25 protein-coding genes are annotated in these 22,085 nt (G+C 36.8%); 8 read left to right on the top strand and 17 right to left on the bottom strand.

What is annotated here, in order from left to right:
* Positions 1–221: 221 nt before the first annotated feature.
* A complete protein-coding gene (locus GMJ66_RS01650) occupies positions 222–1,115 on the top strand; it encodes a diacylglycerol/lipid kinase family protein (protein ID WP_331279650.1) in 894 nt (297 codons plus the stop codon).
* On the opposite strand, the gene GMJ66_RS01645 is transcribed toward GMJ66_RS01650, so the two are convergent.
* From GMJ66_RS01645 to GMJ66_RS01630, 4 genes are all read right to left on the bottom strand, one after another.
* The gene (locus GMJ66_RS01645) at positions 1,116–2,585 is read right to left on the bottom strand and encodes an alkaline phosphatase family protein (protein WP_156288594.1); all 1,470 of its coding nucleotides are present in this window, start codon (positions 2,583–2,585) and stop codon (positions 1,116–1,118) included.
* A 354-nt stretch (positions 2,586–2,939) separates the two neighbouring features.
* A complete protein-coding gene (locus GMJ66_RS01640; RefSeq protein WP_231514779.1) occupies positions 2,940–3,671 on the bottom strand; it encodes an endonuclease/exonuclease/phosphatase family protein in 732 nt (243 codons plus the stop codon).
* Between the two features lie 152 nt (positions 3,672–3,823).
* On the bottom strand, positions 3,824–4,690 hold the full coding sequence (locus GMJ66_RS01635; protein ID WP_156288593.1) for a metallophosphoesterase: 867 nt from the start codon (positions 4,688–4,690) through the stop codon (positions 3,824–3,826).
* Positions 4,691–4,948: 258 nt separating this feature from the next.
* A complete protein-coding gene (locus GMJ66_RS01630; protein WP_156288592.1) occupies positions 4,949–5,506 on the bottom strand; it encodes a YkoP family protein in 558 nt (185 codons plus the stop codon).
* 190 nt (positions 5,507–5,696) lie between these two features.
* Between GMJ66_RS01630 and GMJ66_RS01625 the strand changes: the two genes are divergently transcribed.
* On the top strand, positions 5,697–6,791 hold the full coding sequence (locus tag GMJ66_RS01625) for an MGDG synthase family glycosyltransferase (RefSeq protein ID WP_197046570.1): 1,095 nt from the start codon (positions 5,697–5,699) through the stop codon (positions 6,789–6,791).
* 93 nt (positions 6,792–6,884) lie between these two features.
* Positions 6,885–7,109 (top strand): hypothetical protein, encoded by a 225-nt coding sequence (locus GMJ66_RS01620; protein WP_156288590.1) that lies wholly within the window; start codon positions 6,885–6,887, stop codon positions 7,107–7,109.
* A gap of 187 nt (positions 7,110–7,296) precedes the next feature.
* Here GMJ66_RS01620 and GMJ66_RS01615 read toward each other — a convergent pair whose 3' ends face one another.
* From GMJ66_RS01615 to GMJ66_RS01600, 4 genes are all read right to left on the bottom strand, one after another.
* A complete protein-coding gene (locus GMJ66_RS01615; protein ID WP_197046569.1) occupies positions 7,297–7,962 on the bottom strand; it encodes a Dph6-related ATP pyrophosphatase in 666 nt (221 codons plus the stop codon).
* 117 nt (positions 7,963–8,079) lie between these two features.
* Complete coding sequence (locus GMJ66_RS01610; RefSeq protein WP_156288650.1) at positions 8,080–8,850, bottom strand: DUF2935 domain-containing protein; 771 nt, start codon at positions 8,848–8,850, stop codon at positions 8,080–8,082.
* 538 nt (positions 8,851–9,388) lie between these two features.
* Positions 9,389–9,655, bottom strand: a complete 267-nt coding sequence (locus tag GMJ66_RS01605) for a hypothetical protein (RefSeq protein WP_197046568.1) — start codon at positions 9,653–9,655, stop codon at positions 9,389–9,391.
* Between the two features lie 135 nt (positions 9,656–9,790).
* Positions 9,791–10,465, bottom strand: coding sequence for a DUF421 domain-containing protein (locus GMJ66_RS01600; RefSeq protein WP_156288588.1), 675 nt, complete (start codon positions 10,463–10,465; stop codon positions 9,791–9,793).
* Between the two features lie 173 nt (positions 10,466–10,638).
* Here GMJ66_RS01600 and GMJ66_RS01595 point away from each other — a divergent pair, with 173 nt between their 5' ends.
* On the top strand, positions 10,639–11,097 hold the full coding sequence (locus GMJ66_RS01595) for a YndM family protein (protein WP_156288587.1): 459 nt from the start codon (positions 10,639–10,641) through the stop codon (positions 11,095–11,097).
* Between the two features lie 124 nt (positions 11,098–11,221).
* Here GMJ66_RS01595 and GMJ66_RS01590 read toward each other — a convergent pair whose 3' ends face one another.
* The 4 genes from GMJ66_RS01590 to GMJ66_RS01575 all read right to left on the bottom strand — a co-directional run bounded on the left by GMJ66_RS01590 (position 11,222) and on the right by GMJ66_RS01575 (position 14,145).
* Positions 11,222–11,383: a hypothetical protein gene (locus GMJ66_RS01590; RefSeq protein WP_156288586.1), complete on the bottom strand. Its 162-nt coding sequence runs from the start codon at positions 11,381–11,383 to the stop codon at positions 11,222–11,224.
* An 81-nt stretch (positions 11,384–11,464) separates the two neighbouring features.
* On the bottom strand, positions 11,465–12,259 hold the full coding sequence (locus tag GMJ66_RS01585; protein WP_156288585.1) for a cytochrome c oxidase assembly protein: 795 nt from the start codon (positions 12,257–12,259) through the stop codon (positions 11,465–11,467).
* Entirely contained in the window at positions 12,249–12,731 is a 483-nt protein-coding gene (locus tag GMJ66_RS01580) for a DUF2243 domain-containing protein (RefSeq protein ID WP_156288584.1), read from the bottom strand. The genes GMJ66_RS01585 and GMJ66_RS01580 overlap by 11 nt, the downstream gene beginning before the upstream one ends.
* 235 nt (positions 12,732–12,966) lie before the next feature.
* Positions 12,967–14,145, bottom strand: coding sequence for a DHH family phosphoesterase (locus GMJ66_RS01575; protein WP_156288583.1), 1,179 nt, complete (start codon positions 14,143–14,145; stop codon positions 12,967–12,969).
* Positions 14,146–14,378: 233 nt separating this feature from the next.
* On the opposite strand from GMJ66_RS01575, the gene GMJ66_RS01570 reads away from it, so the two are divergent.
* Positions 14,379–14,807: a DUF2512 family protein gene (locus GMJ66_RS01570; RefSeq protein WP_156288582.1), complete on the top strand. Its 429-nt coding sequence runs from the start codon at positions 14,379–14,381 to the stop codon at positions 14,805–14,807.
* A 288-nt stretch (positions 14,808–15,095) separates the two neighbouring features.
* Positions 15,096–15,368: a YqhV family protein gene (locus GMJ66_RS01565; protein ID WP_156288581.1), complete on the top strand. Its 273-nt coding sequence runs from the start codon at positions 15,096–15,098 to the stop codon at positions 15,366–15,368.
* On the opposite strand, the gene GMJ66_RS01560 is transcribed toward GMJ66_RS01565, so the two are convergent.
* The 3 genes from GMJ66_RS01560 to GMJ66_RS01550 form a co-directional block, all read right to left on the bottom strand.
* Positions 15,342–16,142: an ATP-binding cassette domain-containing protein gene (locus tag GMJ66_RS01560; protein WP_156288580.1), complete on the bottom strand. Its 801-nt coding sequence runs from the start codon at positions 16,140–16,142 to the stop codon at positions 15,342–15,344. The two genes, GMJ66_RS01565 and GMJ66_RS01560, sit on opposite strands and share 27 nt — an antisense overlap.
* 66 nt (positions 16,143–16,208) lie before the next feature.
* A complete protein-coding gene (locus GMJ66_RS01555) occupies positions 16,209–16,973 on the bottom strand; it encodes an ABC transporter permease subunit (RefSeq protein ID WP_156288579.1) in 765 nt (254 codons plus the stop codon).
* 26 nt (positions 16,974–16,999) lie between these two features.
* Positions 17,000–17,959, bottom strand: coding sequence for a sulfonate ABC transporter substrate-binding protein (locus tag GMJ66_RS01550; protein ID WP_156288578.1), 960 nt, complete (start codon positions 17,957–17,959; stop codon positions 17,000–17,002).
* A 170-nt stretch (positions 17,960–18,129) separates the two neighbouring features.
* Between GMJ66_RS01550 and GMJ66_RS01545 the strand changes: the two genes are divergently transcribed.
* Both GMJ66_RS01545 and GMJ66_RS01540 read left to right on the top strand, forming a co-directional pair.
* Positions 18,130–18,630 carry a DUF3231 family protein gene (locus GMJ66_RS01545; protein ID WP_156288577.1) on the top strand — a complete coding sequence of 167 codons (501 nt, stop codon included), beginning with the start codon at positions 18,130–18,132 and terminating at the stop codon, positions 18,628–18,630.
* A gap of 46 nt (positions 18,631–18,676) precedes the next feature.
* The gene (locus GMJ66_RS01540; RefSeq protein WP_156288648.1) at positions 18,677–19,894 is read left to right on the top strand and encodes an MFS transporter; all 1,218 of its coding nucleotides are present in this window, start codon (positions 18,677–18,679) and stop codon (positions 19,892–19,894) included.
* Positions 19,895–19,896: 2 nt separating this feature from the next.
* Here GMJ66_RS01540 and GMJ66_RS01535 read toward each other — a convergent pair whose 3' ends face one another.
* Both GMJ66_RS01535 and GMJ66_RS01530 read right to left on the bottom strand, forming a co-directional pair.
* Positions 19,897–20,511, bottom strand: a complete 615-nt coding sequence (locus GMJ66_RS01535; RefSeq protein ID WP_156288576.1) for a YitT family protein — start codon at positions 20,509–20,511, stop codon at positions 19,897–19,899.
* A 791-nt stretch (positions 20,512–21,302) separates the two neighbouring features.
* Complete coding sequence (locus GMJ66_RS01530) at positions 21,303–21,803, bottom strand: spore coat protein (protein ID WP_156288575.1); 501 nt, start codon at positions 21,801–21,803, stop codon at positions 21,303–21,305.
* Positions 21,804–22,085 lie beyond the last annotated feature (282 nt).

Below are 22,085 nucleotides of genomic sequence, written 5' to 3'. Positions count from 1 at the left end.
TATATGGAAGACTGTTTCTGAAAGATGGTTCTTTTCACGAATATACTTAAATTCTATTACTTCCTTGTCAATCTCGATGGCAATTCAAGTGGATGAAAAGTATGGAATTTATAGTTATGCCGCAACACCTTTAAATATTTGTACCTAAAAAATAGTTTAACAACATCGTATATTTATACGAAACAAAGGAAATAGTTGTTAGAAATCGATTTAAATAGGTGATGAAATTGTACTATTTTATTGTAAATAAAAATTCAGGCAGTGGCCGGGCTTTAAAAATCTGGTATCGAGTTGCAAAACTCCTTCAGGAAAGACACATTGCTTATGATGTATGTATTACCAATGGCCCACAACATGCAACAGAATCCGTAAAAAATATAATAAAAAAAAACAATGCAAAGGCAATTATTGCAATTGGCGGAGATGGTACGGTACACAAAATTATTAATGAATTAGTCGGTTCTAAGGTTCCATTTGGAATTATTCCTGCAGGTTCAGGAAATGATTTTTGCCGTGGCATGGGAATACCACTAAAATATGATCAGGCTCTGGAACGCATCTTAAAAGGAGAGCAAAAGTTCATTGACGTGGGAAATATTAATGATAAGTTCTTTGCAACGATTGTTGGAATTGGCTTTGATGGCCGGGTAGCTCAGGTAACCAATCAATCTCAAAACAAAAAGCTCCTGAATTTGGCAGGAATGGGGAGTGTCTCCTATATTATTAATGTACTAAAAGTTCTATTTTACTATAAGCCTACAAATGTCGAGTTAAAGATTGATCAAAAGTATGCTAAACATCAAAATGTCTGGTTAATTGCTATTGCAAATTCCCCATTTTATGCAGGTGGTATGATGATTTGCCCTAACGCCAAAAACGACGATCAGTTTTTTGATATTTGTATGGTAAAGGAAATTTCAAGATGGCAGCTTTTACGAATATTTCCATCTGTTTTCAAAGGAAAACATGTCAACCATCCTGCAGTTACGATATTAAGAGCAAAAGAAGTAGAAATTGTTTCCAATTCACCGATGATAGCACATGGAGATGGAGAAATGATAGGTGAAACGCCATTGAAAATTATCATTTCTCCATCTACTCTATGTGTTCTTTAGCTAAACCAGTGACTCAATCCATTCTTTCAAATCTACTGTACGCAAGTATTTAGGGGTGGAATTTGTCCCACAGATAATAATGGAAACAAGGGAATCCTGCTTATGCAGGCCACCGTGACTAGCACCGCCAACATGTGTCGGAGATCCTTCCCCTTTAAATTCATAGCCTGGTTTTGCACTTGCTACGATATAATCCCCAGCATGGGAATGAAAAGCAGCATATAACCTAGCTAACGGATCCGGATAATCCTTATAAATAAGCTTTTTATTTTGTATTTCTATATCTAAAATCTCATAATTTCCCTCTATAAACCAGGATTGTCCATATTCATCCATCAAATTCCCATTTGGATGAAAATGAAGTTCACCAGGATGTATTCCTGACAACACGGTTATTTTTTTTCCACGTTGAAAGGAAATAATGTCAATCCGTTTATCCTGCTTTAGTATGTTTACGATATCCATTAAAGGTGCTTTTTCTGGTTTAAGGGTATAAATAAAAGTCATTCTCTCATTTACTCCAAGAACAAGATCATCCTCGGCTGTGACGCCTCTTTTTAATTTTACGATTTGATAATTTTCCAACAGCTTTGGTAAATTAATCAACGCCTTTTTCTTATCTTTCTCCATGTACGCCTGACCATTATCCCCCAGAACAACCCAAATATGCTCCTCAAGCGCTTCTTCCCAAGAATTAAATTGATTTAAGATTTGCTGTAATTGTTTGTCTACTTTTTGAAGACCTTTTACATCCGTTCTGCCATTTTTATGTACACGCTGATCAAAATCAGGGAAATACACAATGGTGAAGGGTGGCAGCATATTCTGGTTAATAAGGTGATTCAATTCATTTACAGAAAATTTATCATTGAACCCGTATTTCTTTAATGACATGGCGTTCTTTCCAGCTGAATTTCGCTTTGAAACGAGTCCATACGTAAATACGTCAGGAACATACGTATTCAATTCCTTATCCATACCGTATAACGATGATAAAACAAATGGAATCTTCAATTTATAAGGATTACTCCCTCTGTATAATAGTGCATTGATGGAAGCTGTTTGATTACCTTTCTCTTTTAATGACTCGTGAATGGTTTTATGTTTTCTGCTTAAATGTTCATGATTTAAATTATAAAAAGTATCTAAAACAATTTGCTTGATTCCAAGTTTAAACATTTCTTTACTGCTGCTTCCATAGTTAACAATCCTGTTTTCCTTTTGATTAAACCAAACTAACCCCGGAACTTTATGCTTATCACAATATACACCTGTTAATAAGGTGCTGTCGACATTTACAGACATCGTAGGAAAAGGACAAACAACATTCGGGTAATAATTGCCATGTTCCATAAAAAATTGCAAAGCGGGAACCTGGTCTTTTTCGATGGCTGCTTGAATGGAATCATCCATCAAGGTATCAATCATAAGCAGGATAACTTTTTTCTGCTGGGAACCTGATGATGTCATTTTCAATTATCCTTTCGATCAAGAGTTTGTTTTTATTATGGAATACTTGGAATAAATTATTAGTGCGTGTTCAAAAAGGAGGATGAAAAGGACCGGTCGGCTAAGATCGCATCGTCCTGGGACTGCGGTTACTCGTCCCACCGAAAACATTTGTTGCGGGCGCCGACACTAGCACGTCCTGTGCGCCTTAAAGTTCGAGGCGGCGAAGCTTTGAGTAGCGAGCCCCGAGCGTGGTGTGGTGACTTCGACGTTCGACACAGGACGTGTCGGTACTTAGTCGAAAATCCCCATCGATGTGTCATTTTACCGGACTTTTTGAACATCCTCTATTAGAGAAAATGGGAGAAATTACTTTTAAATACGAAGCTGTGCCCGCAATGGTAAATGATCGGAAGCTTGCGGGATATCGTTCATCACCTCTGCATCCACAACCTCCATTCTCCGATTGACAAATATATAGTCCAACCTTATCCGAGGGCGATGGGATGGATAAGTATATCCACCTTTATGATGGACTTGATACCAAACATCTTTGTAAGTATGGTGCATTTTTTTCCAACTTCTTGATCCAGGCCTCATATTCCAATCTCCCATTAGGATGAACGGATCAGACTGGTTATGGATGGCTTGTTTTATGTAATTGGTTTGGAGATTATGTAAGTAAGGATTAATACTCAAGTGGGTGACATAAATTTTTATCGGCTTATTATTCACTTCAACGGTTGCATGCAAAAGGGACCTTCCTTCCACAAGTCCTGCAACAAAATTAAAATGAAACACCTCTTGACGGATAATTGGATATCTGGACAAAAGTGCATTTCCATATTGTTTTACTGAGGAACCGTTCGTCTTTATAGAAACAGATGGGGCAAAAGCCTTATTCATATTCAATTCATCCGCAAGTAAAGTAATTTGATCTTCATAGCCACTCCGCCTGGAAAAGTCCTTATCCACTTCATTAAGGGCAATAATATCCGCATCGCTTTTTCTAATAACTTCTGAGATTCGGGACAAATCCAACCTTTTGTCTGTCCCAACCCCATGATGTATGTTATATGTCATGACATTTAGCTTCAATATGAGCACCCCATTTATACGTTCATTCTACATTATCTTAACCAAATTCTATGTTTGAATACGAAAATATGGTTAGAACGTGAATCTTCAATCAGTGTTTTTTCTTCTCCAACTGATGTTACGTGAACATCAGTTGGACAAAAAAAATAGCAGGATGTCATTTATCCGGCTATTGAATCATTCATATTATTTTCTTTTTCTTCGGCGGCATCCAGCTGTATATCGTGATAGGTTATCTCCGGGCGGCTTCCAATACGAATATTTACTGCCGTTTGCCCAAGCCCCTCACTAATATAAAATGGACGGCCGTTATGATAATGCAGTCCTTTCACCATGTTCATTCGAACTAATTTACCCATTTTAACAAGGTGATACGGTTTTGGCCAATAAATTTGTCCACCATGAAAATGACCAGATAGCAAGTAATCAAAATGATAGTTTGGCATATCCAATACAAGATTTGGATCATGGGTCAATACAAGATTATAGCCTGGTTTCAATCCATCATATGATTTTTCCAGATCACTGCGGTTCGTGCTGGCATCATCAATACCAATAATATTCAATGCTTTCCCATCGACTACAATTTGCTCATGTTCGTTTTGCATCGTTTTAAACCCACGGTCATTCAATAAGTCTTTTAATTCATTAAAATGCTTATGACGAAGCACGTAGTCATGATTTCCAAAAATAGCATAAGATCCATAGACAGGGTTCAGCTTATTAAGTGCATCTAGATATGGAGCAAGTTTTGGAATCGTACGTTTTCGATCAAGAAAGTCACCAGTAAGGGCAATAAGATCAATAGGTTTATTTTTTAAATCTTGATAAAGTCTTTCTGGTGTGATGGATATATTTTCTAAATGCAAATCAGAAATGTGCAGGATACGGAAAGAAGAATGATTAGTTGGGGAGTCCGGATTATCTATTTTAATATGATTAATCGCTACGGAATGGGTATTTTTATATCCTCTATAAAAATAAAAGCCTAATAGAATGGCTAAAATTGCAATGATTGCATATGTCATTAAATCGCCTCCTCTTCGTCCATTATAAAGGAGAACGGCAGCTTTTTTTAGTTGTAATATATGGATATACGTTCAAATTCTTTCCCTTTTATCCTGTTTTTTCCATGATGGAGGCGGGCTGGATTGGAAATAAAATTCGATTATATCGAAAAAGAGATAAAAATTTCCGGAAAACTCCAATCAAGACCGAGTTTGGACGAAATTTTAAATTTGTTAAACACAAATAATAAAGACCATCCATCATGGTGGTCTTTATTATTATTTCACATGGTATTTTTTAAATAGGTCATTCTTTGACATCATAAGATACATCGGGGTTGGAATTTCTCTTTTGAAATTTTCGGTAGCGATAAGATGAATTGGCAATAAGGCAAATTGCTTAAACCATTTGTAATATTTGTTGCGAAAGGGATACACTTCAAAGCCTAGTTTTTGACAGCCTTTGTGTAGTGTCGTAATACCAATCAGTCCTTTAATTTTATCTGTGTAACCATGTATTTGAATGTAATGGACCAGGGAAGGAAGAGATTCCTCCACAATTTTATAAATTTTTAATGCTCTTCTTATTTCACTATCGTAGTTCTGAACTTCCTGCAATAACTTGACATTATGCAGATGAATTTTTAAAAGTATATCATTTTTATGAATGACTGTCCCATCCATTAACTTTATATTTCTTCCCTTGTACTTCGTTAACCTTACACGCATAACGGTACGTGTGCCCCATTCATTTTCGACATACTCCAGCCGTGTTAAAGAATAATAAATCGGATCCCATATACTCCATACTTGTAAACAATTTTTCCTAATATCCATTTTGATCGTACCCCTTACCAATAAAATGAAACGCATTCCGTGTGAAGCCCTTCCCCCAAACGGAATGGTCGCTAAACGTTAAATTACATTTTTATTTTGGGTTAGTTTACGGATACTATTACAGAAATTTTACAAGAGAAGAATGAATCGTCATTTCCCTGACAAACTAATGACAAAAGGAGGGATAATCGTGATCCGACTATTATTTATGCCCTTATTACAAATACCGTCTGGACATCATCACGTAGCAGACAGTATAAAAAATCAGCTGGAATATTCTACGGAAATATCTGAGGAATTTCATTATGACAAACTTGAAATACTATCCCATTGCTTTGGCAAGTTGGAGGCATTTATTTCTTCCATCTATTTACAATCCATCCATAAAGCTCCTAATATTTATAGTCAGCTTTACAAATATGTTGTCGTAAAAGAATCAAAAAGTAAAAATTATCAACTCTATGATCGTTTGTTTCTAAAAAAAATGCTGCATGTTCTCAAAGAGCGGGACCCCCATTTGGTTATTTGCACACATGCGCTTCCTTCTTATCTTTTAAGCCGATTAAAGGATAAGCAAAAATGGTCAGGTATCGTTGTCAATGTGTATACCGATTATTTTGTGAATGATTTATGGGGAATCCAACATATTGACTATCATTTTGTTCCTAGTATACACATAAAACAGGAATTGATGGAAAGAGGAATTCCTGAAAACAGCATTTTTGTTACCGGTATTCCAGTACATCCTATCTTTAAACAACCATCGGAGAAACAAAAGAAGAATGAAAAATTAACCGTCCTAATTAGCGGAGGAAATATGGGCGCAGGTTCCATAGAAAAATTACTTCATTCATTACAACCGTCCGGTGCTATCACTTATTATGTACTTTGCGGGAAAAATCAAGTATTATACCGAAAAATCCGGCATCTCCACCACCCTGAAGTAAAGGCGATCCCCTATCTTAGTTCCAAAGAGGAGATGAATCAATTATATGACAGCGCAGATGCTATCATTACCAAGCCTGGAGGAGTTACCATTACAGAGTGCCTATGGAAAAGACTCCCAATCTTTGTGTATGAAGCATTACCTGGACAAGAGGAATTCAACCTACATTATTTAAAAAGTCAGGGACTTGTTTTCCACTTAACAGATTGGAATTCATCAACCAATATTGAGGATCAGCTTGTTTCAAAACTAAGAGAAGATAATAATCGTTTAGACTTTTTCCATAATAGCATTGAAAAAAAAGATATCGCTAATCTTATTGACGGTATGATTACCTAACGTTAGTAAAACTTGGTACTGGAAATGAGCTAATAAAATCTTGAAATGGGCAAATGATATTCATGTCAAATATATTACAAAGGAGAGATCAAGATGACACAGCAGCAAATTGACGTAAACCAATTAAATCAGGCTAAGGCAAATGTAACATTAACCCAGGAGCTGTTAACACAAGCAATTGAAAAATCTGCTTCTGACCAAACTATGGCACAGGAAGCAATTAAACAAGCTACTGCAGAGATTGCCTCAGCTCAAACAGCGGTTAGCCAAGTGCAAAGTGCCCTGTTAACACAGCAACAGCAGCAAGATTACGAATAAAAGTAACCTCGGGAGGTTCTTTCCACCTCCACTGATTATGAAATGAACCAATAGTTATTTACTGGCTGTTTGATTCCTAATTCCCATTCTTAAAATGGGGCGGGTCAAACAGCCAGTTATTCAGTTGGTAAAATAAATGCCCTGCCTTATATAATAAAGAGGCAGGGTAACTTATTTCCCATTTGATTTACCTTATTAGTTCTGCATGAGCAAACCGGCCTTCCATCGTTTTAAATCGTTCCCCGGATTTTACGAAAATCGGATCGTTGAAAATCGGCCCATCCATCACATAGGTATGAAATTCGCCGTTTTCACCACATGGGTCAACATAATCAGGAAGAGAGCGAATAAACGATTCATCATACATCATTCCTGCCATTTCTGCAGAAAGCTTTTCCGTATCCACAGTCGTTACAATGGCATAAAAACCTTTAGAGATAAAATCTCTCGCCACTTTCCAGGTGTCTTTTTTCCATAAAGGATATATCCCTTCCATCCCTGAACGTTTTAAATGCTGATTCCGAAACGCTTTTATATCCTCCAGAAATAAATCTGCATAAGCAATCGTGTATATCCCTTGTTTTTTAAATTCATCAAACTGCTGTCCGACAATCTGCTCATATTCCCTGTTACCAACCTTTTGCGGTAACCTTAATTCATAAAGAGGGATGCCGAGTGAGGCTGCTTGTTCCTGTAACAGTTCCCTTCTCACCTCATGGATTGGTAAACGATGACTTTCGATTGAAGTGGTTGATAATAATCCCCTTATGTAATACCGGTTATTTTTCTTTAGATTATAGATTGCATAAGCACTATCCTTTCCCCCACTCCAAGATACAATAATATCTTTCAAACCAATCTCTCCTATTCTAATGCTGCTGTTGACTGCCACTTTCTTTCGTTATTTATTTCAATACCGAGCTTAATCAATCCTTTTCTGCTTAAGAATTCCCTTAAATTTTTTTTGAATTTAATTGCCTGTGGCTTCCCGTGATTCCGCTAATTTCATTAAATAATATTGTTCTTCCCTTGCCATGTGATCTGCCATGGGAGCAGTAAATGTCCCTAATACTTCCGCACTTAGTTCCATTTCTTCTATTTCATTTAAAAAGGTTTTGAACAATCCCAATTCAATTTCAACGTCATTATTAAACCTTTTTAATGCAGGAAATGCTTGAATATTTGTTCTTAAATAACCCGTTAATTCCACAGCTTTCACATAAAATTGCTCGAAATGAGTAGTAAATGTTTCACTCTTTTCCTTTAGTCTTTTTTCTACAGCATCCATTTGATCATCAATGGCGCCTGCATGACCGGAAGCATCAAGGAGCCATACTAAATGATGATGCAGTTCATGAAAGACTGGTGGTATTTCTCCTTTTTTAAGATAGCTTAACACGAGCTGATATTCTTCTAATTCGTTTACCATATGGTTGAGAAAAGTTGGAGAAAGATGAATACCGATATCTCCGATCAAATGACGTTTAATAATCGATAGTTTAAATTGCCTAAATTGCTGGGTAAGTTCTTCTACCCTATTTGAAAATGAGATTGCATTTGACGCATTAATCGTATTTACTTGAGCGAGGAGCTGGTCAAGACGTTCGATAAAAAACTTGGCCTTTTCAACGTCTTCCTTTTCTGAGGGATAAAGCGAATCATGAATAAATCGAGCGTGGTCTGCGAGTACTTGGAGCCAAAATTGATGTTCAAAAACAGCACTTTCTAAATAATTTGGCAGCAAATGTATACATCCCCTTTATTTATACTTTGCTCCATATTATTCAGCATTTAACCATAATATTAATATTCTTTTTGTATTTAACCCGCTTCTCGGTACTGAATTCTTTTGGATACTTTTTTCCAAAAGTGCCAAAGTACAATATAATTGATAATAGTACAATAAAAGCTAGTCTTTTAGCCAATGTGTTAGTTTTCTTATACTTTGGACGTTAAAATTCCAACTAGTCGAAACCACTTCTTGGCTAAAATTTATATTTCCTAACGTGCAAATAAAGAACGTTAAAGTAGCTAATCCAATTGGATGCTTCAGTGATTCTTTTATGGCAATTTCCTGAGCAAAAGACATACCTGTTCCAAAAGTGAACCTTCAATCAGTGCGGGTTTTCCTAATCCGCCGCTTACAATTCTTTGGATTCTTCTCGAATTCCTGAAGAGAGAATGTTACAGCCAGTTAATCACGTGATAAATTAGAAAGACTGTCTAAAAGGCACAATCACAACCTTTTTAAGACAGTCTCTGCTTAAAATGAATTCCAATTAGAAAAATCCGCCATACCAAGGGAAAAACGGATAACCATAAAATGGATATGGAGCGAACGGAAACGCTGGATAATAAAATGGCGGATAAAACGGTGGATAAAACGGTCTCCTTGGTCTTGGTCTCGGTCTCGGATACCCATATCCTGCTGGACCAAATCTCTGATCAGATAATTGATTTTCATATCCTTCATTCGTTGTTTCCACTTGGCTTTGTTCACTTTGAGTTGAAAACGGCTCTTCTTGATTAAAAAATTGACTATGCATAATTTACCTCCATTAACATATTTTCGTTTTCATATTATTCAAAAATTAAAAAATAGAGTACGTACACCTATATTTTTTTTTTTAAAATGAGTGATTTTCTCCCCACTGATTGTTTGATGAACAAATCATCTCAAGTTAGTATGTTTGCACAAAAAGACCTTCCCCGTTTAGCCATTCAGCTATCAGAATATTATTGTAATGATTATTTGTAATACCGTGTGATTGAAGTTCTGCTTTTAACCATTTCTCATCAAATCCCATATCCTTCATCTCATCCCATAGCACTTCTCCATCACGAATAAGTGTTACGGGTACATAAACAGGCTTTTTCGGCATATTGAAATCCTCTTGTGCTGTTTTTTGATACTTAGACTTTTTCAAGACGCTAATTGCACCATTTGATTCCAAGTAGCAAAAAGCAACTTCCCGCACTGAAAATATTTCACTCTGTCTGAGCAAGCTTTGCAGCTGATTTATCGTCATTCTATTTTTCTTTAAAGCATCCCGGTTAATCTTCCCATTTTCAATAAGTGCATCTGGTTTACCCTCAGAAATACGACGGAAAAATAGAGACTTTTGCCCAATATATTCCACTAAAAATAGTAGCCCACCCCATAATAACATGGCATAAATGATATAAAAGACACCGACTTTTGGTTCATATATGGCATTACCCAGAATTTCACTTAAAACAATCGCTGCAATAAATGTAAACGGAGAAATCTGGTTAATGATAGGCTTTCCGACAAACGTTACAATTAAAAAGAGCAGAATGAAACCAATAACAAGTTCAATTGTTAAATCAAACATTCCCACACACCTCTACTATGTATTACAATTACAGCCTACATTATTTCCAAAAAATGTATGTATTAACCTTTGGTGCCTGTCACTTCCCGAAATTTGTCGAATGGAAAAGGCTGTATATTCTTTATAAATTCTCAAATACTATATGCAGATATGTTTAAGAAAGGATACATGATATGAGACACGTAAAAGCATTAGGTATTAAATTTCTTATTACAGCGGTAATACTGTACTCACTGCTAACCATTTTTGAAACAGCAACATTAATGGAAATTCTATTTATCAGTTTGCTTGTAACCGGTACTGCTTATGTAATTGGCGATCTAATCATTCTGCCAAGGTACGGCAATTTAATAGCAACCATTGCTGACTTTGGTTTAGCGTTTGCCGCGATTTGGATACTTTCCGCTATTTTCATCTATGGAGCCACACCAATCGCAACTGTTTCTGCCTTTTGTGCATTTTTTATAGCGATTAGTGAAGCTTTATTCCACATTTATATGAATGAAAAAGTATTAAAAAAAGAGGAAGATCGCCGCGACACATACACGTTTTCCGATAGGCGTTTACAAACGGAATTTTCCGAAGAGGAAGATGTCGATTATATTAGAAAGAAAAATCGAAAACGTCATTAACCGATGACCACATCAAAAACAGGCGCTGCTTACAGTAACTATAAGCTTGCGCCTTCCTTTTTTCCCAACACATAATTTTGGTCTCTAGACTCTCTATTCTAACTCCATTTACAAAATCCAAAGATTATTTTGGTCCCCTCATATTTTTTTCATTCTGATTCAATACCTGAACTAAATGATCCTTTTGTTTATTTTCATCCGGTGGGGTCATCCCCGACTTTTTCTCAAAATAAACTGCAATGCCTCCGATAATGGCAATCGGTATAATAATATATAACCAAAACATCGTATCCCCTCCAGTACGTTTTATTACTGCTATAAACGTATCACTAGTTAAATCTTTTTACCATACCCTGACCATGCCCTATTAGGCAGAAGGATTCCATTTGAAACTTTCACGAGGTTTTGTGGATATATACCACTGATAGCAAAGAATAAAAATCAGGATTACGTCAATGCAATCTCCCCCGTAATACATTATCATTGCTCCCGTTTCCGCCTGTTCCTGCAAAACACCTAAAGGAGGATTAGCATATATGTATTTAGATAACATCGCATGACCGGAAAGAGCGAGGATGAGCACTACTGATCTAAAAATGTAACTATATCGATGCGCAACTGGATCCACATAAATCATAGCAATAGTAAACACATACCCGGCCATAAACACGTGAAAATGAATGAATAAAAACAATAAGATATTGTTATGCATGAAGGCAAATAAATCAGTGGTATACAGCACCCAAAGTCCACCAATATTTAAAATAGAGGCAACAATAGGATGGGTTATCCTCTTTATAAAGACTGTTCGCAATAACTGAGTTACCACTTTAGCTGATTTCACTGGAAGTGTACGGAGCAAAAGAGTTAATGGTGCTGAGAGTGCCATTAAAAGCGGTGCCAGCATTCCTATTAAAAGATGTCCAGTCATATGTGCAGTAAAATCATGGTGTGCACGATTTGCCAGAGGCCCAATTATGGCAGTCAATGCTGATAATATACCGAATATCCATAAAATATATCTATAGATAGGCCATGTTCTTAGATGTTCTTTCCTGCTACTACTCCAACCAGCAAAAATGTAAAATACAATCAGTAAGCCAAAGAGAATCAAAAGTAATACTTCTATCGGCGTTCCTAAACTTGGATCGTTATGTTCCATTGAAAACACCTCTTAATTGACTGCGAGTACTCGCAATCATGATGGTACCAGCTATAATCATAAGTGCCGCTATGATATTCCACACTACATCATAGATGAGAACGTTTTCGACATAGCGAATTTCGTGAATTCTCATCAACTTATGCTGAATCACACCATCATACAGTTGAAATGCCCCTCCACCAAGCAACATTCCTCCCCACCATCGTTTCAACCAAAATGCCTGCCTGCGACGAAGATCTGCAACAAGAAATAAACCGGCAACTGTTGCAAACCAGCTGAACGCATGGAATAATCCATCTGAAACAAGTCCAATCTCTGTCGTTGATTGGTCATAAAAATGATGCCAGTGCAATAATTGATGAAAGACCGTCTCATCTATAAATGCAACGAAGCCAAGTCCAAATAATATGCCGGCCGAGACATTTCGCTTTGCAAATTTTACATGATTTCCTGTAATTTCCTTTGCCATAGGAGCCTCCGTATAAGTTCATTTGTCATCATTTTTTCCTTAAATACACTCCTATAAACAACCCGAACAAATAAAGACTTGGACAAGCTAAACGATCCGTATTAAAGGTAAATGATTTTATGATATGAGAGCTTATAAAAAGAAAAGTCCGAACGAATTCAGAATTCTAAATGAAAAATTCTGAATCATAGTCCGGATTTGTCTTTTAGTAGAATATTTTTGTCCCAATCTCCTTTTATTTTCGTTCTTTCACCTGATTCATTAAATATTTAACAAACACTTCATCTCTGGCCAGCCATGCCTGATAATTTCTCTTAAGAAAAATCTCCGCATTTTGAAAATGAGAGAAGGTATGCTCCATTTTTTCTTCATTTTTTTGAATGAACCAGTGGTCTTCGTCTTTAGGGTAGATAAGAAAAATATCATCGGAACGAGTTTGATATAATGCACCAAAAGAAGACGCTTTTACATTAAAGCGATTTCTTCTGGAATCCTCATGCAATGGATCAAGATGGAAGGTTTCCTCCACAAACAATTTAAAGGCTGTGTCATTCATCGAACAGCCAGCCGCTTTCGCATGTCCTCCACCATCAAATCTTGCCGCTACTTCTGATACATCAATGTGATCATGGATGGTGCGAAATCCCATTCTTCTTCCACCAATATTTAAAATCGCAATGTAGTCCAAGTGTGGGTTTTCTTTACCTAGCTGGTTGCCTAACTCGGAGTGATAGGATTCCGCATAAACGACTCCAGCATATAATTCTCCAACCTTTTTCTGTACAAGCTCCCGACGTTTTCTACGAATGTACCGTCCGATTTTATCATCTTCCATATCGAGAATTTTTTCTTCAAACTCGTCGAAATAGAAATGTTCGCTTGATTGTAGACGTTTTATCATCGTCTCTTCAAATTCATCAATCGATACAAGGAAAAACAACGCGTTCAACCGCTGCGCTTTTTCGTTTTCATTTTTTTCCCATTCCCATGTATCATACTGTCTCACAAGTTCAACAAACTCCGTAACGGCATCAGAAGGCTCAAGTAAGTTATGTTTCACTAAGTATTCATATAATAAAGAGGTTGCTGATGTTAATTTTCCTTCTTCATCCTCTACAACAACATGGCCCCAATCGTAATCATTATAGGACAATGCCGTTTTATGATGATCAATGAACTGCAGTTTTCCACCATTTTTATAGTACGCTTCCAATCGTTTTTCATTTTCCTCACTTACAGATAAATCCGTAATAAATAAAAATGTGTCCTTTTCGTTATCCAAAAACCATTCTACTTCCCGATTCAATCCTCCAATGGAATTGTAACGTACTTTTACATCATCCCCAAAAGCAAGTTTCGCAACAATTCCACATCCAACACCATCTAAATCATTATGCGATAACAATTTATACATAGGTGCCTGTCACCTCCCGAACTTTGTCGAATATTATTCATTTTTACGTTTGTGTTATTCGTCGATAAAATGATTCTGTTTCTATAGTACATGATTTAATTCTGCAATAAAACTTGGACCCCTCCTCTTTTTACAGTTAGGGTAACCAACAGCACTCGGTTTATCCAGATTCATAACCGAATAATTCCAATAATAAAGGACAAAATAACCGAAAACAGGAAAGGAGAGAAAACATGCGTTATTTCACAGCATTTATCATGAAATTTGTATTAACAACCGCCATTCTATGGATTGTTTTAGGACTTTTTTATGGTGTTACATTTGGAGAAATCTTAACTACAAGTATTCTCCTATCTGCAGCTGCATTTGCTGGTGATGTCTTTCTGTTACCGAGAATAGGTAACGTACTAGCGGTAATTGGTGACTTTGTGCTCGCCTATTTAGGAATTTGGGCACTTGGAAATGCAATGTTTGCATTTAATATTCCGGTAGAATCTGCTGCATTTATTGCCGCACTTATTATTGCTATTTGTGAAATATTCTTTCACCGCTATATGAAAAGCCAAGTATTTGCAGGATTAGAAAAAGACTTTATGCGCAGCCACCATATGCAAACAGAATACAGTGAAGAAATCGACCCCAAAACTAAGAAAAAAGACTGATGATGCCTGTCACTTCCCGAAATTTATCTTAGAAAAACTCGCATTCGCTTGTTTTTTAGCGAATGTGTTAGTTTTTCTTATACTTGGTACATTAAAATTTTAACTACGTCGAATCCTCTTCATGCTAAAATTTTATACTTTCCTAACGTGGAACAAAACCTCTCTCCATTTTACTGGAGAGAGGTTTTGTTTACATTCAGCTAAAACGATGAAAGATTCTCTTTTTAAGTCTTTAAATGGACAAGTTGTGCATATAATGTCATTAGCACATGTCACAGGAGGAAAAAGATGTTTAGCTTAATAGAAAAAGCTGTTATTGCAATGGCATTATTGCGTTTGCTTTCCGGTTCGATTGAAATATTTGCCGCTTATCTGATGATTAAATTAAATGAGGTGGACAAAGCCCTCATTATAAATAGTTCTCTTGCTTTTGTCGGTCCTTTAATATTAATTATTACAACAACCATTGGAATCGTTGGGATATCCGATAAAATATCATATTCTAAATTCTTTTGGATATTTTTAGGAGTCGCCTTAATTATTTATGGAGTTAAAAAGTGATTCTGACTCTTTATTTACGACCATACTATAGTTTTTATTGTTTTTGCGATTCAGAATGCGTGATAAAATTTCATCTACATACATAGAAAAAGCGGGATTGGTACGTTGACGTGGTCTGGGTAAATGAATGGGCTGATTTAAGCTCACTTTTCCGTTTTCAATTAAAATGACCCGATCTGAAATAACCACCGCTTCTTCCACATCATGTGTTACAAGAATAGAGGTGAATTTTCTTTGTTTCCACAAGGATTCAATCAATGCTTGCATCTCCAAGCGTGTCAAAGCATCAAGCGCACCTAAAGGTTCATCCAGAAGGAGTAAAGCTGGATCATGAACCAATGCACGTGCCAATGCCACTCGCTGCTTTTGCCCTCCTGAAAGTTTGGAAGGATAATCTTCTACCCTATCCTTCAATCCAACTTGAGTAAGAGCTTGAATCGCTTTATTTTTCATATGAGAAGGCAGGCCTAAGCGTACATTGTCGATGACCCGTTTCCATGGAAGTAGTCGGCCATCCTGAAACATCATTCGCGCTTGTTTATTTAACCCCTTTAGAGGTCCTCCATCCAGTTCTATTGATCCCCCATTTACCTTTTCTAAACCGGCAACCAGTCGTAACAAAGTACTTTTTCCACAGCCACTTTTACCTACGATTGCTACGAATTCGCCTTCCCTTATTTGTAAATCCAATCCTTTCAAAACTTCACGGTCCTCATAATTTTTTTCAACCTTTTTCATGGAAACGTTGATCCCCTGCTGCCCGAACGGTTTCATTTCCATTCCCCCCCTTGATTAGCTAATTCTCTTTATGCTTTTAAATCCAGCAATATGAAATCAAAGTTAATTATTCCATCTCAGTAATCTTCCTTCAAAATATCTGGCAATCATATCGGATAGTTTCCCGAACAATGCATAGATAATGATGCTAAGTACAATAACATCCATTTGCATAAATTCTCTGGCATTCATCGCCATATATCCGATGCCAGACTGTGCAGAAATGGTTTCCGCTACGATTAAAGTCAGCCACATCACTCCGAGCGAAAATCGAATGCCTACTAGAATGGAAGACATTGCCCCAGGCAAAATCACATGAAAAAATAGCTCTTTTCCCCTTAATCCATACGCTTTCCCCATCTCAATTAATTTCTTATCTACCGTTTTTATTCCATGATACGTATTGATATACACTGGAAATAAAACCCCCAGTGCCACAAGAAAGATCTTTGAAGTTTCTCCAATTCCAAACCATAAAATGACAAGGGGAATTAAAGCAAGATGTGGAATATTGCGAAGCATTTGAATCGATGTATCGAAAAATAAATCCGCAAACCGAAAAACTCCATTCAGTAAGCCAAACAGAAAACCGATAATTCCACCGATTAAAAACCCCGCCAATGCTCTCCACAAGCTGATGGACATGTGGTCGTACAGCTCTCCTGTCACCGTTAAATCAAAGCCAGCCTGAATAATTTGTGATGGAGCAGGTAATATTCTTTCTGGAATCGCTCCAGTCCATGATAAAAATTGCCATCCGCCGATCAGCAAAATAGGTATAAACCATGGAAGGAATTTTTCCATTGAACTTTTTATGCCCCATTTCATATAAAGATTCCTCCCTTCTTACCCCATTACTTCATTACTTCCTCTACATTTAGCTCTTTAGGAATAATCTCCAACTGATAAAATACGTCAGCAATTTCCTGTTGTTCCTCTATAATGTCGTCAGTTATTTCCTCTATACCATAAACGCGTCTTTTGACAGACTTTTCAACAGAGGCTTCATCAATATTTAATATTGGGGCGAGCATTTCAACCAACTCATCATGATTCGTATTCGCCCACTCAGAGGATTTTTCAATTTCTTCTAAAATGACTTCCATAAGGTCCCCATGATTTTCTGCAAATTCCCTTGTTGCAACAAAGAAATCCCGATCTGTTGTCAACCCTTCTCCATCCACTAATAGCCTTCCATTGGAATTAATCTCCGTAGATGCTGTGTAAGGATCCCAAACCGCCTTTGCATCAATTGTCCCTTGTTCAAAGGCAACCCTTGCATCTCCGGGATTTAAATATGCCGGTTTAATATCGGAATATTCCAGACCAGCTTTCTCTAATGCTTTTACTATTAAATAATGGGAACTAGAACCTTTTGAAAAACCAACTGTCTTCCCTTTTAAATCTTCAAGTTGTTGAATATCGGAATCTTGTGGGACTAAAATTCCACTTCCTTTATATTTGGAAAAACCGACAGCAACATAAACAAATGGAGCATCTGCAGCTTGCGCAAAAATTGGTGGAGTATTACCGGTTCGGCCAAAATCAATACTCTCCGCATTAAGTGCTTCCACTAGTAATGGGCCGGCCTGAAATTCATTCCATTCCACTAAATATCCCATCGATTCCAGTCGATCATCTAATGTCCCAAGGGATTTCAAAATGATTAATGGTCCATTTTTTTGATACCCAATCCGCACCACTTGCTCTTTGTCTTCTGAATCTGATGCAGCATTGCTATTATCATTGCATCCTGCAAAAAGAACAGAAGAAAAAAGAATAATCATAAGTAGCCATATCTTTTTTTTATTCATATGTTCAAATCCTTTCTAAAAGTTCTTTGCTTTCCATCTCTGATGTTAGCCTATGTATGAAATAAAAGTAGGTTCCTGTCCTAGGTCAATTTCTTTATCACCTGATTTCTGAAAGGATAATATCTATCTTTTAAGGCAAACTATATACGCAAATGAACAGGAGGGATATTATGGGTTTGTTAAACAATAACCCCCCGGAAGAACCATTTCATTCCGGAGAGGTTTATCATTTATGGTCCTATTTATACAGCGCAAAAAATCTTCTGGTAACCATGCAGGTTTTTATTAATCACACTGGAGATCAGGAATTAAAAACATATCTGGAGGATTTAGTAGAGAGCTGTTTAACGCAAGAAGAACAACAGGTGGAAGGAATTTTAAAAGAAGCTGGTATTCGATTGCCACCTGCACCACCAGACAGACCTAATGTCGAAGTGGAAGATATTCCAGCAGGTGCCCGCTTTAATGATCCAGAGATAGCGGTACTCATTCAAAATGAGCTAATGAAAGGGAGAATATTATCCAGTTATGTTACTGGAATTGCAATTCGTGAAGATATTCGTTCACTATTTGGTGAATTTCATAGCCAAAGAGAAGAATACGAACAAAATCTCCTTAACCTGGCCAAACAAAAAGGCTGGATAGTCGCACCACCGATTAATGTGAAATAATTTCCTCACAAGGAGTGTAAGAACGTTGAAGAAAAAAAATAAGGGAATGGTAATCGCTGCTATTGGCTCGATTCCACTAATGATGACATTGGGAAATTCCATGTTGATTCCCATTCTGCCGGAAATGAAATCCTCTCTGGACCTTTCTCAGTTACAGGTCAGTTTAACTATAACAGTGTTTTCTATCGCGGCTGCAATCCTTATTCCCATTGTTGGTTACTTATCGGACCGCTTCTCCCGTAAAATTGTCATAATTCCTTCTTTGCTTTTATTTGGTGGTGGAGCATTACTTGCTGGACTCGGTGCCGCTGTTTTTTCCAATGCATATGTTTGGATTATTATTGGAAGGATCATACAAGGAATTGGAGCGGCAGGAACAGCACCAATTGCAATGGCATTAATTGGTGATTTATTTAAAGGTGGAGAACGAAGCAGAATTCTCGGGATTTTTGAAGCATCGAATGGTCTAGGTAAAGTATTATCACCGATTCTTGGATCCTTATTAGCATTAATTGTTTGGTATTCCGTGTTTTTTGCTTTTCCCGTTATTAGCTTAATTTCGGTTATTTTAGTTTGGATATTTGTCAAAGAAAAGAGTAATCGCCAAGCACCTCCACCGTTTCGAAAATATGTCAAAGGGCTTCTTAGCGTATTTAAACATGAAGGCAGATGGCTATTTACGATTTATTTAGCTGGAGGCACCTGTCTATTTACCTTATTCGGAATTCTTTTTTATCTATCTGATGTACTGGAATCTGAATACAATATTAATGGTGTTCCAAAAGGTCTTATTCTTGCCATCCCATTACTTGTCATGGTAACAACATCTTATATCACTGGAAGTAAAATTGGGAAGAACTTGGAGAAGATGAAGCGGCTTTCCGTTTTAGGTCTGCTATTTATGACAATATCTTATGGATCACTTGTTCTTTTCGAAAAACTGATTCCTTTCCTTATCGTGCTTGCCCTTAGCAGTGTTGGCGCTGGTTTGGTTCTTCCTTGTGTGAACAGTTTAATTACCGGTGCAGTCGGCAAGGAACGCAGAGGATTTGTTTCTTCCTTATATGGATCTGTTCGTTTCTTAGGTGTTGCTCTAGGTCCGCCCGTATTTACCCGATTAATGGACTGGTCCAGGACTGGAATGTTTCTATCCATTGCGTCCTTTACGTTTATAGTAGGATTATTAGTTTTATTATTAGTACATGTGAACGGCAAAGATGGGAAAAAGCATAAAAAAAACAAGATCAAATACAACTATATGTAAACTTATGATTTTTTTCTCCAATCCAGTGTATAGGTTTGTTGAAAAGATACTTCACATACCATGTCAACTACTTTTGTGGAAATCCATTGACTAATCAGAGCCAAAAAAATTAATTTCCAGTCAATAATCATCGAAGTAAACAGGAAAATACAAATATTAATAATGAATAGCGGTTTGCCGGGAAGTATTTTTTTTCGTGTAGAGATAATTAGCGCTACCACACCTATTCCACCATTGGAAACACCTTGACGCATCAATATCCCAATACCAGTACCTAAAAAAAACGACCCAAAAATCAAATCATAGACGAGGTGCCTATTCGCAATCGTAAAATATTGTTCAAAAAAGTCAACGGAAACGGAAGTCATTGTAATGGATACAATCGTCCATAGAGCAAACCGTTTTCCCAGCATCTTCACACCTACTAACAATAAAGCGAAATTTACAATCCAAAGCGCTAACCCCATTCCGATATTCAACCAATAATTCAATAGTACTGTAATTCCTCCTGCACCGCCTGATGGAATGGAATGGGGAAATAAAAATAAACCCATTCCCAGCCCTTGAATAGCGCCTCCTGCTACAACTAGTCCAAACTTTGTCAAAAATGGTTTCAATGAAGTTCCTCCTTACTGGAACTGCTTGTCTCAATTAGACAATCTATCCTATCTTATTCGAGGGAACCCCGAATAATGAATATGAATAGAAGAAACTTCTTTTAGTGCGTGTTCAAAAAGGAGGATAAAGTGAATCTTCAATCAGTGGGGGTTTATTTCATCCCTTAGATGAACGAATCAGGGGATTATTGGCCGTCGTCCCCCACTTATCATTCTTGGAGCATCTCGAATTCTTTTTGTTAAGGGTCTTACACCCAGTTAATCACGTGATAAAATAGAGCGAAAAGCTCGAGGCGGCGTTGCTCCCGTCACCGGAGTGTACATTAATTGGTACATGAGAAACGGAAAAGCAAGCAACGCGCTATCCCGACCAGTATTAAGAATTTTATTAAAAATAAATCTATTAGATATTGAGGTTTATTTTTAGGATATTGGACAGAATATGTCTTGTCGGTGAAATTTCATTTTGAAAAGAAACCCTTTTCAAAAAGAGTATTTCATCTAATATTTATAATAGGAGGGTCGATTAATGGCGAATAACAACAACAATCGTAATCGCAACAACAACAATAACAACAATAATAACAACAACAATGTAAACAATGTTGAGTTTGCGAACGAGAACGAGTTCAACGATTTCGATAACAACAACAACAACAACGATAATAACAACAATCGTAATCGTAACCGTAACAACAATCGCAATAACTAATTAATCAAGACCCAAGAAAAACCTGTATGGAAATGATACTCTCATTCCATACAGGTTTTTTCTTCGCAGCAATGGCACTTTAATACTTCATCTTTAATGCTTTATTGGCAAGCTTCACGTCATTTTTCAGCAATCTTTCCAAATCATATGATGGATAAAGACTATTTTTGTACATATAATTAAATACCATCTCATGCGTTTGAATTGCCCGTTGTAATTGTTTGTTTAACGTCTGTCTTAATATAGGTGTTGCTGTTTCAGTAATGGCGATTGAATAATTTCGTACAGATGTTTTCGCAAATGCCAGTAAATCACCTGCGAAAAATCCTGTATCCAAATTCCTGTCTTCATCCTCTTCCTCTCTTGGAGCCAATGCATAAAATTCAAGAAGTTCTCTGAGGTTAGTTTCTACACCACGAATGGTATGTTCATAAAGTGCGCGCAGTTCCGAGTCTCGAATATCACCGATGAACTGTTTTAATTTCATTAAACTAACGGATTGAAAGGCAACTAATTCATGAATTTCAAGCGTCTCATGCCATGCCAAATGCTTAGGTCTGCTATCAGTATGTGCTTCCATCGTATTCCTCCTTTAGTAACTTAGACATTTTTACTATATTCCAAATAGAAGGATACGTATCTTGACCAATAAAAAAATAGGCAAGGGCACATTTTGTCCGTTTTTTTTATAGGCTGTTTTCTAAAAAGATTGTTGCTTTTTGCAAAAAAATTTATGTTACATTTAGAATACAGTGCGACGTAACTACCAGCATACGGTAAAGTCGTTCACATTCCTTTTTAGGCACTACATAAATAGAGGAACTATAAGGCTAAAGAATCTAAATTCTATGCCTGTATAGTT

Origin of the sequence: Oceanobacillus salinisoli, assembly GCF_009733865.1 — a bacterium.
GTDB classification, from domain to species: domain Bacteria; phylum Bacillota; class Bacilli; order Bacillales; family Amphibacillaceae; genus Oceanobacillus; species Oceanobacillus salinisoli.
This window is presented reverse-complemented; position numbering and strand designations above follow the sequence as displayed.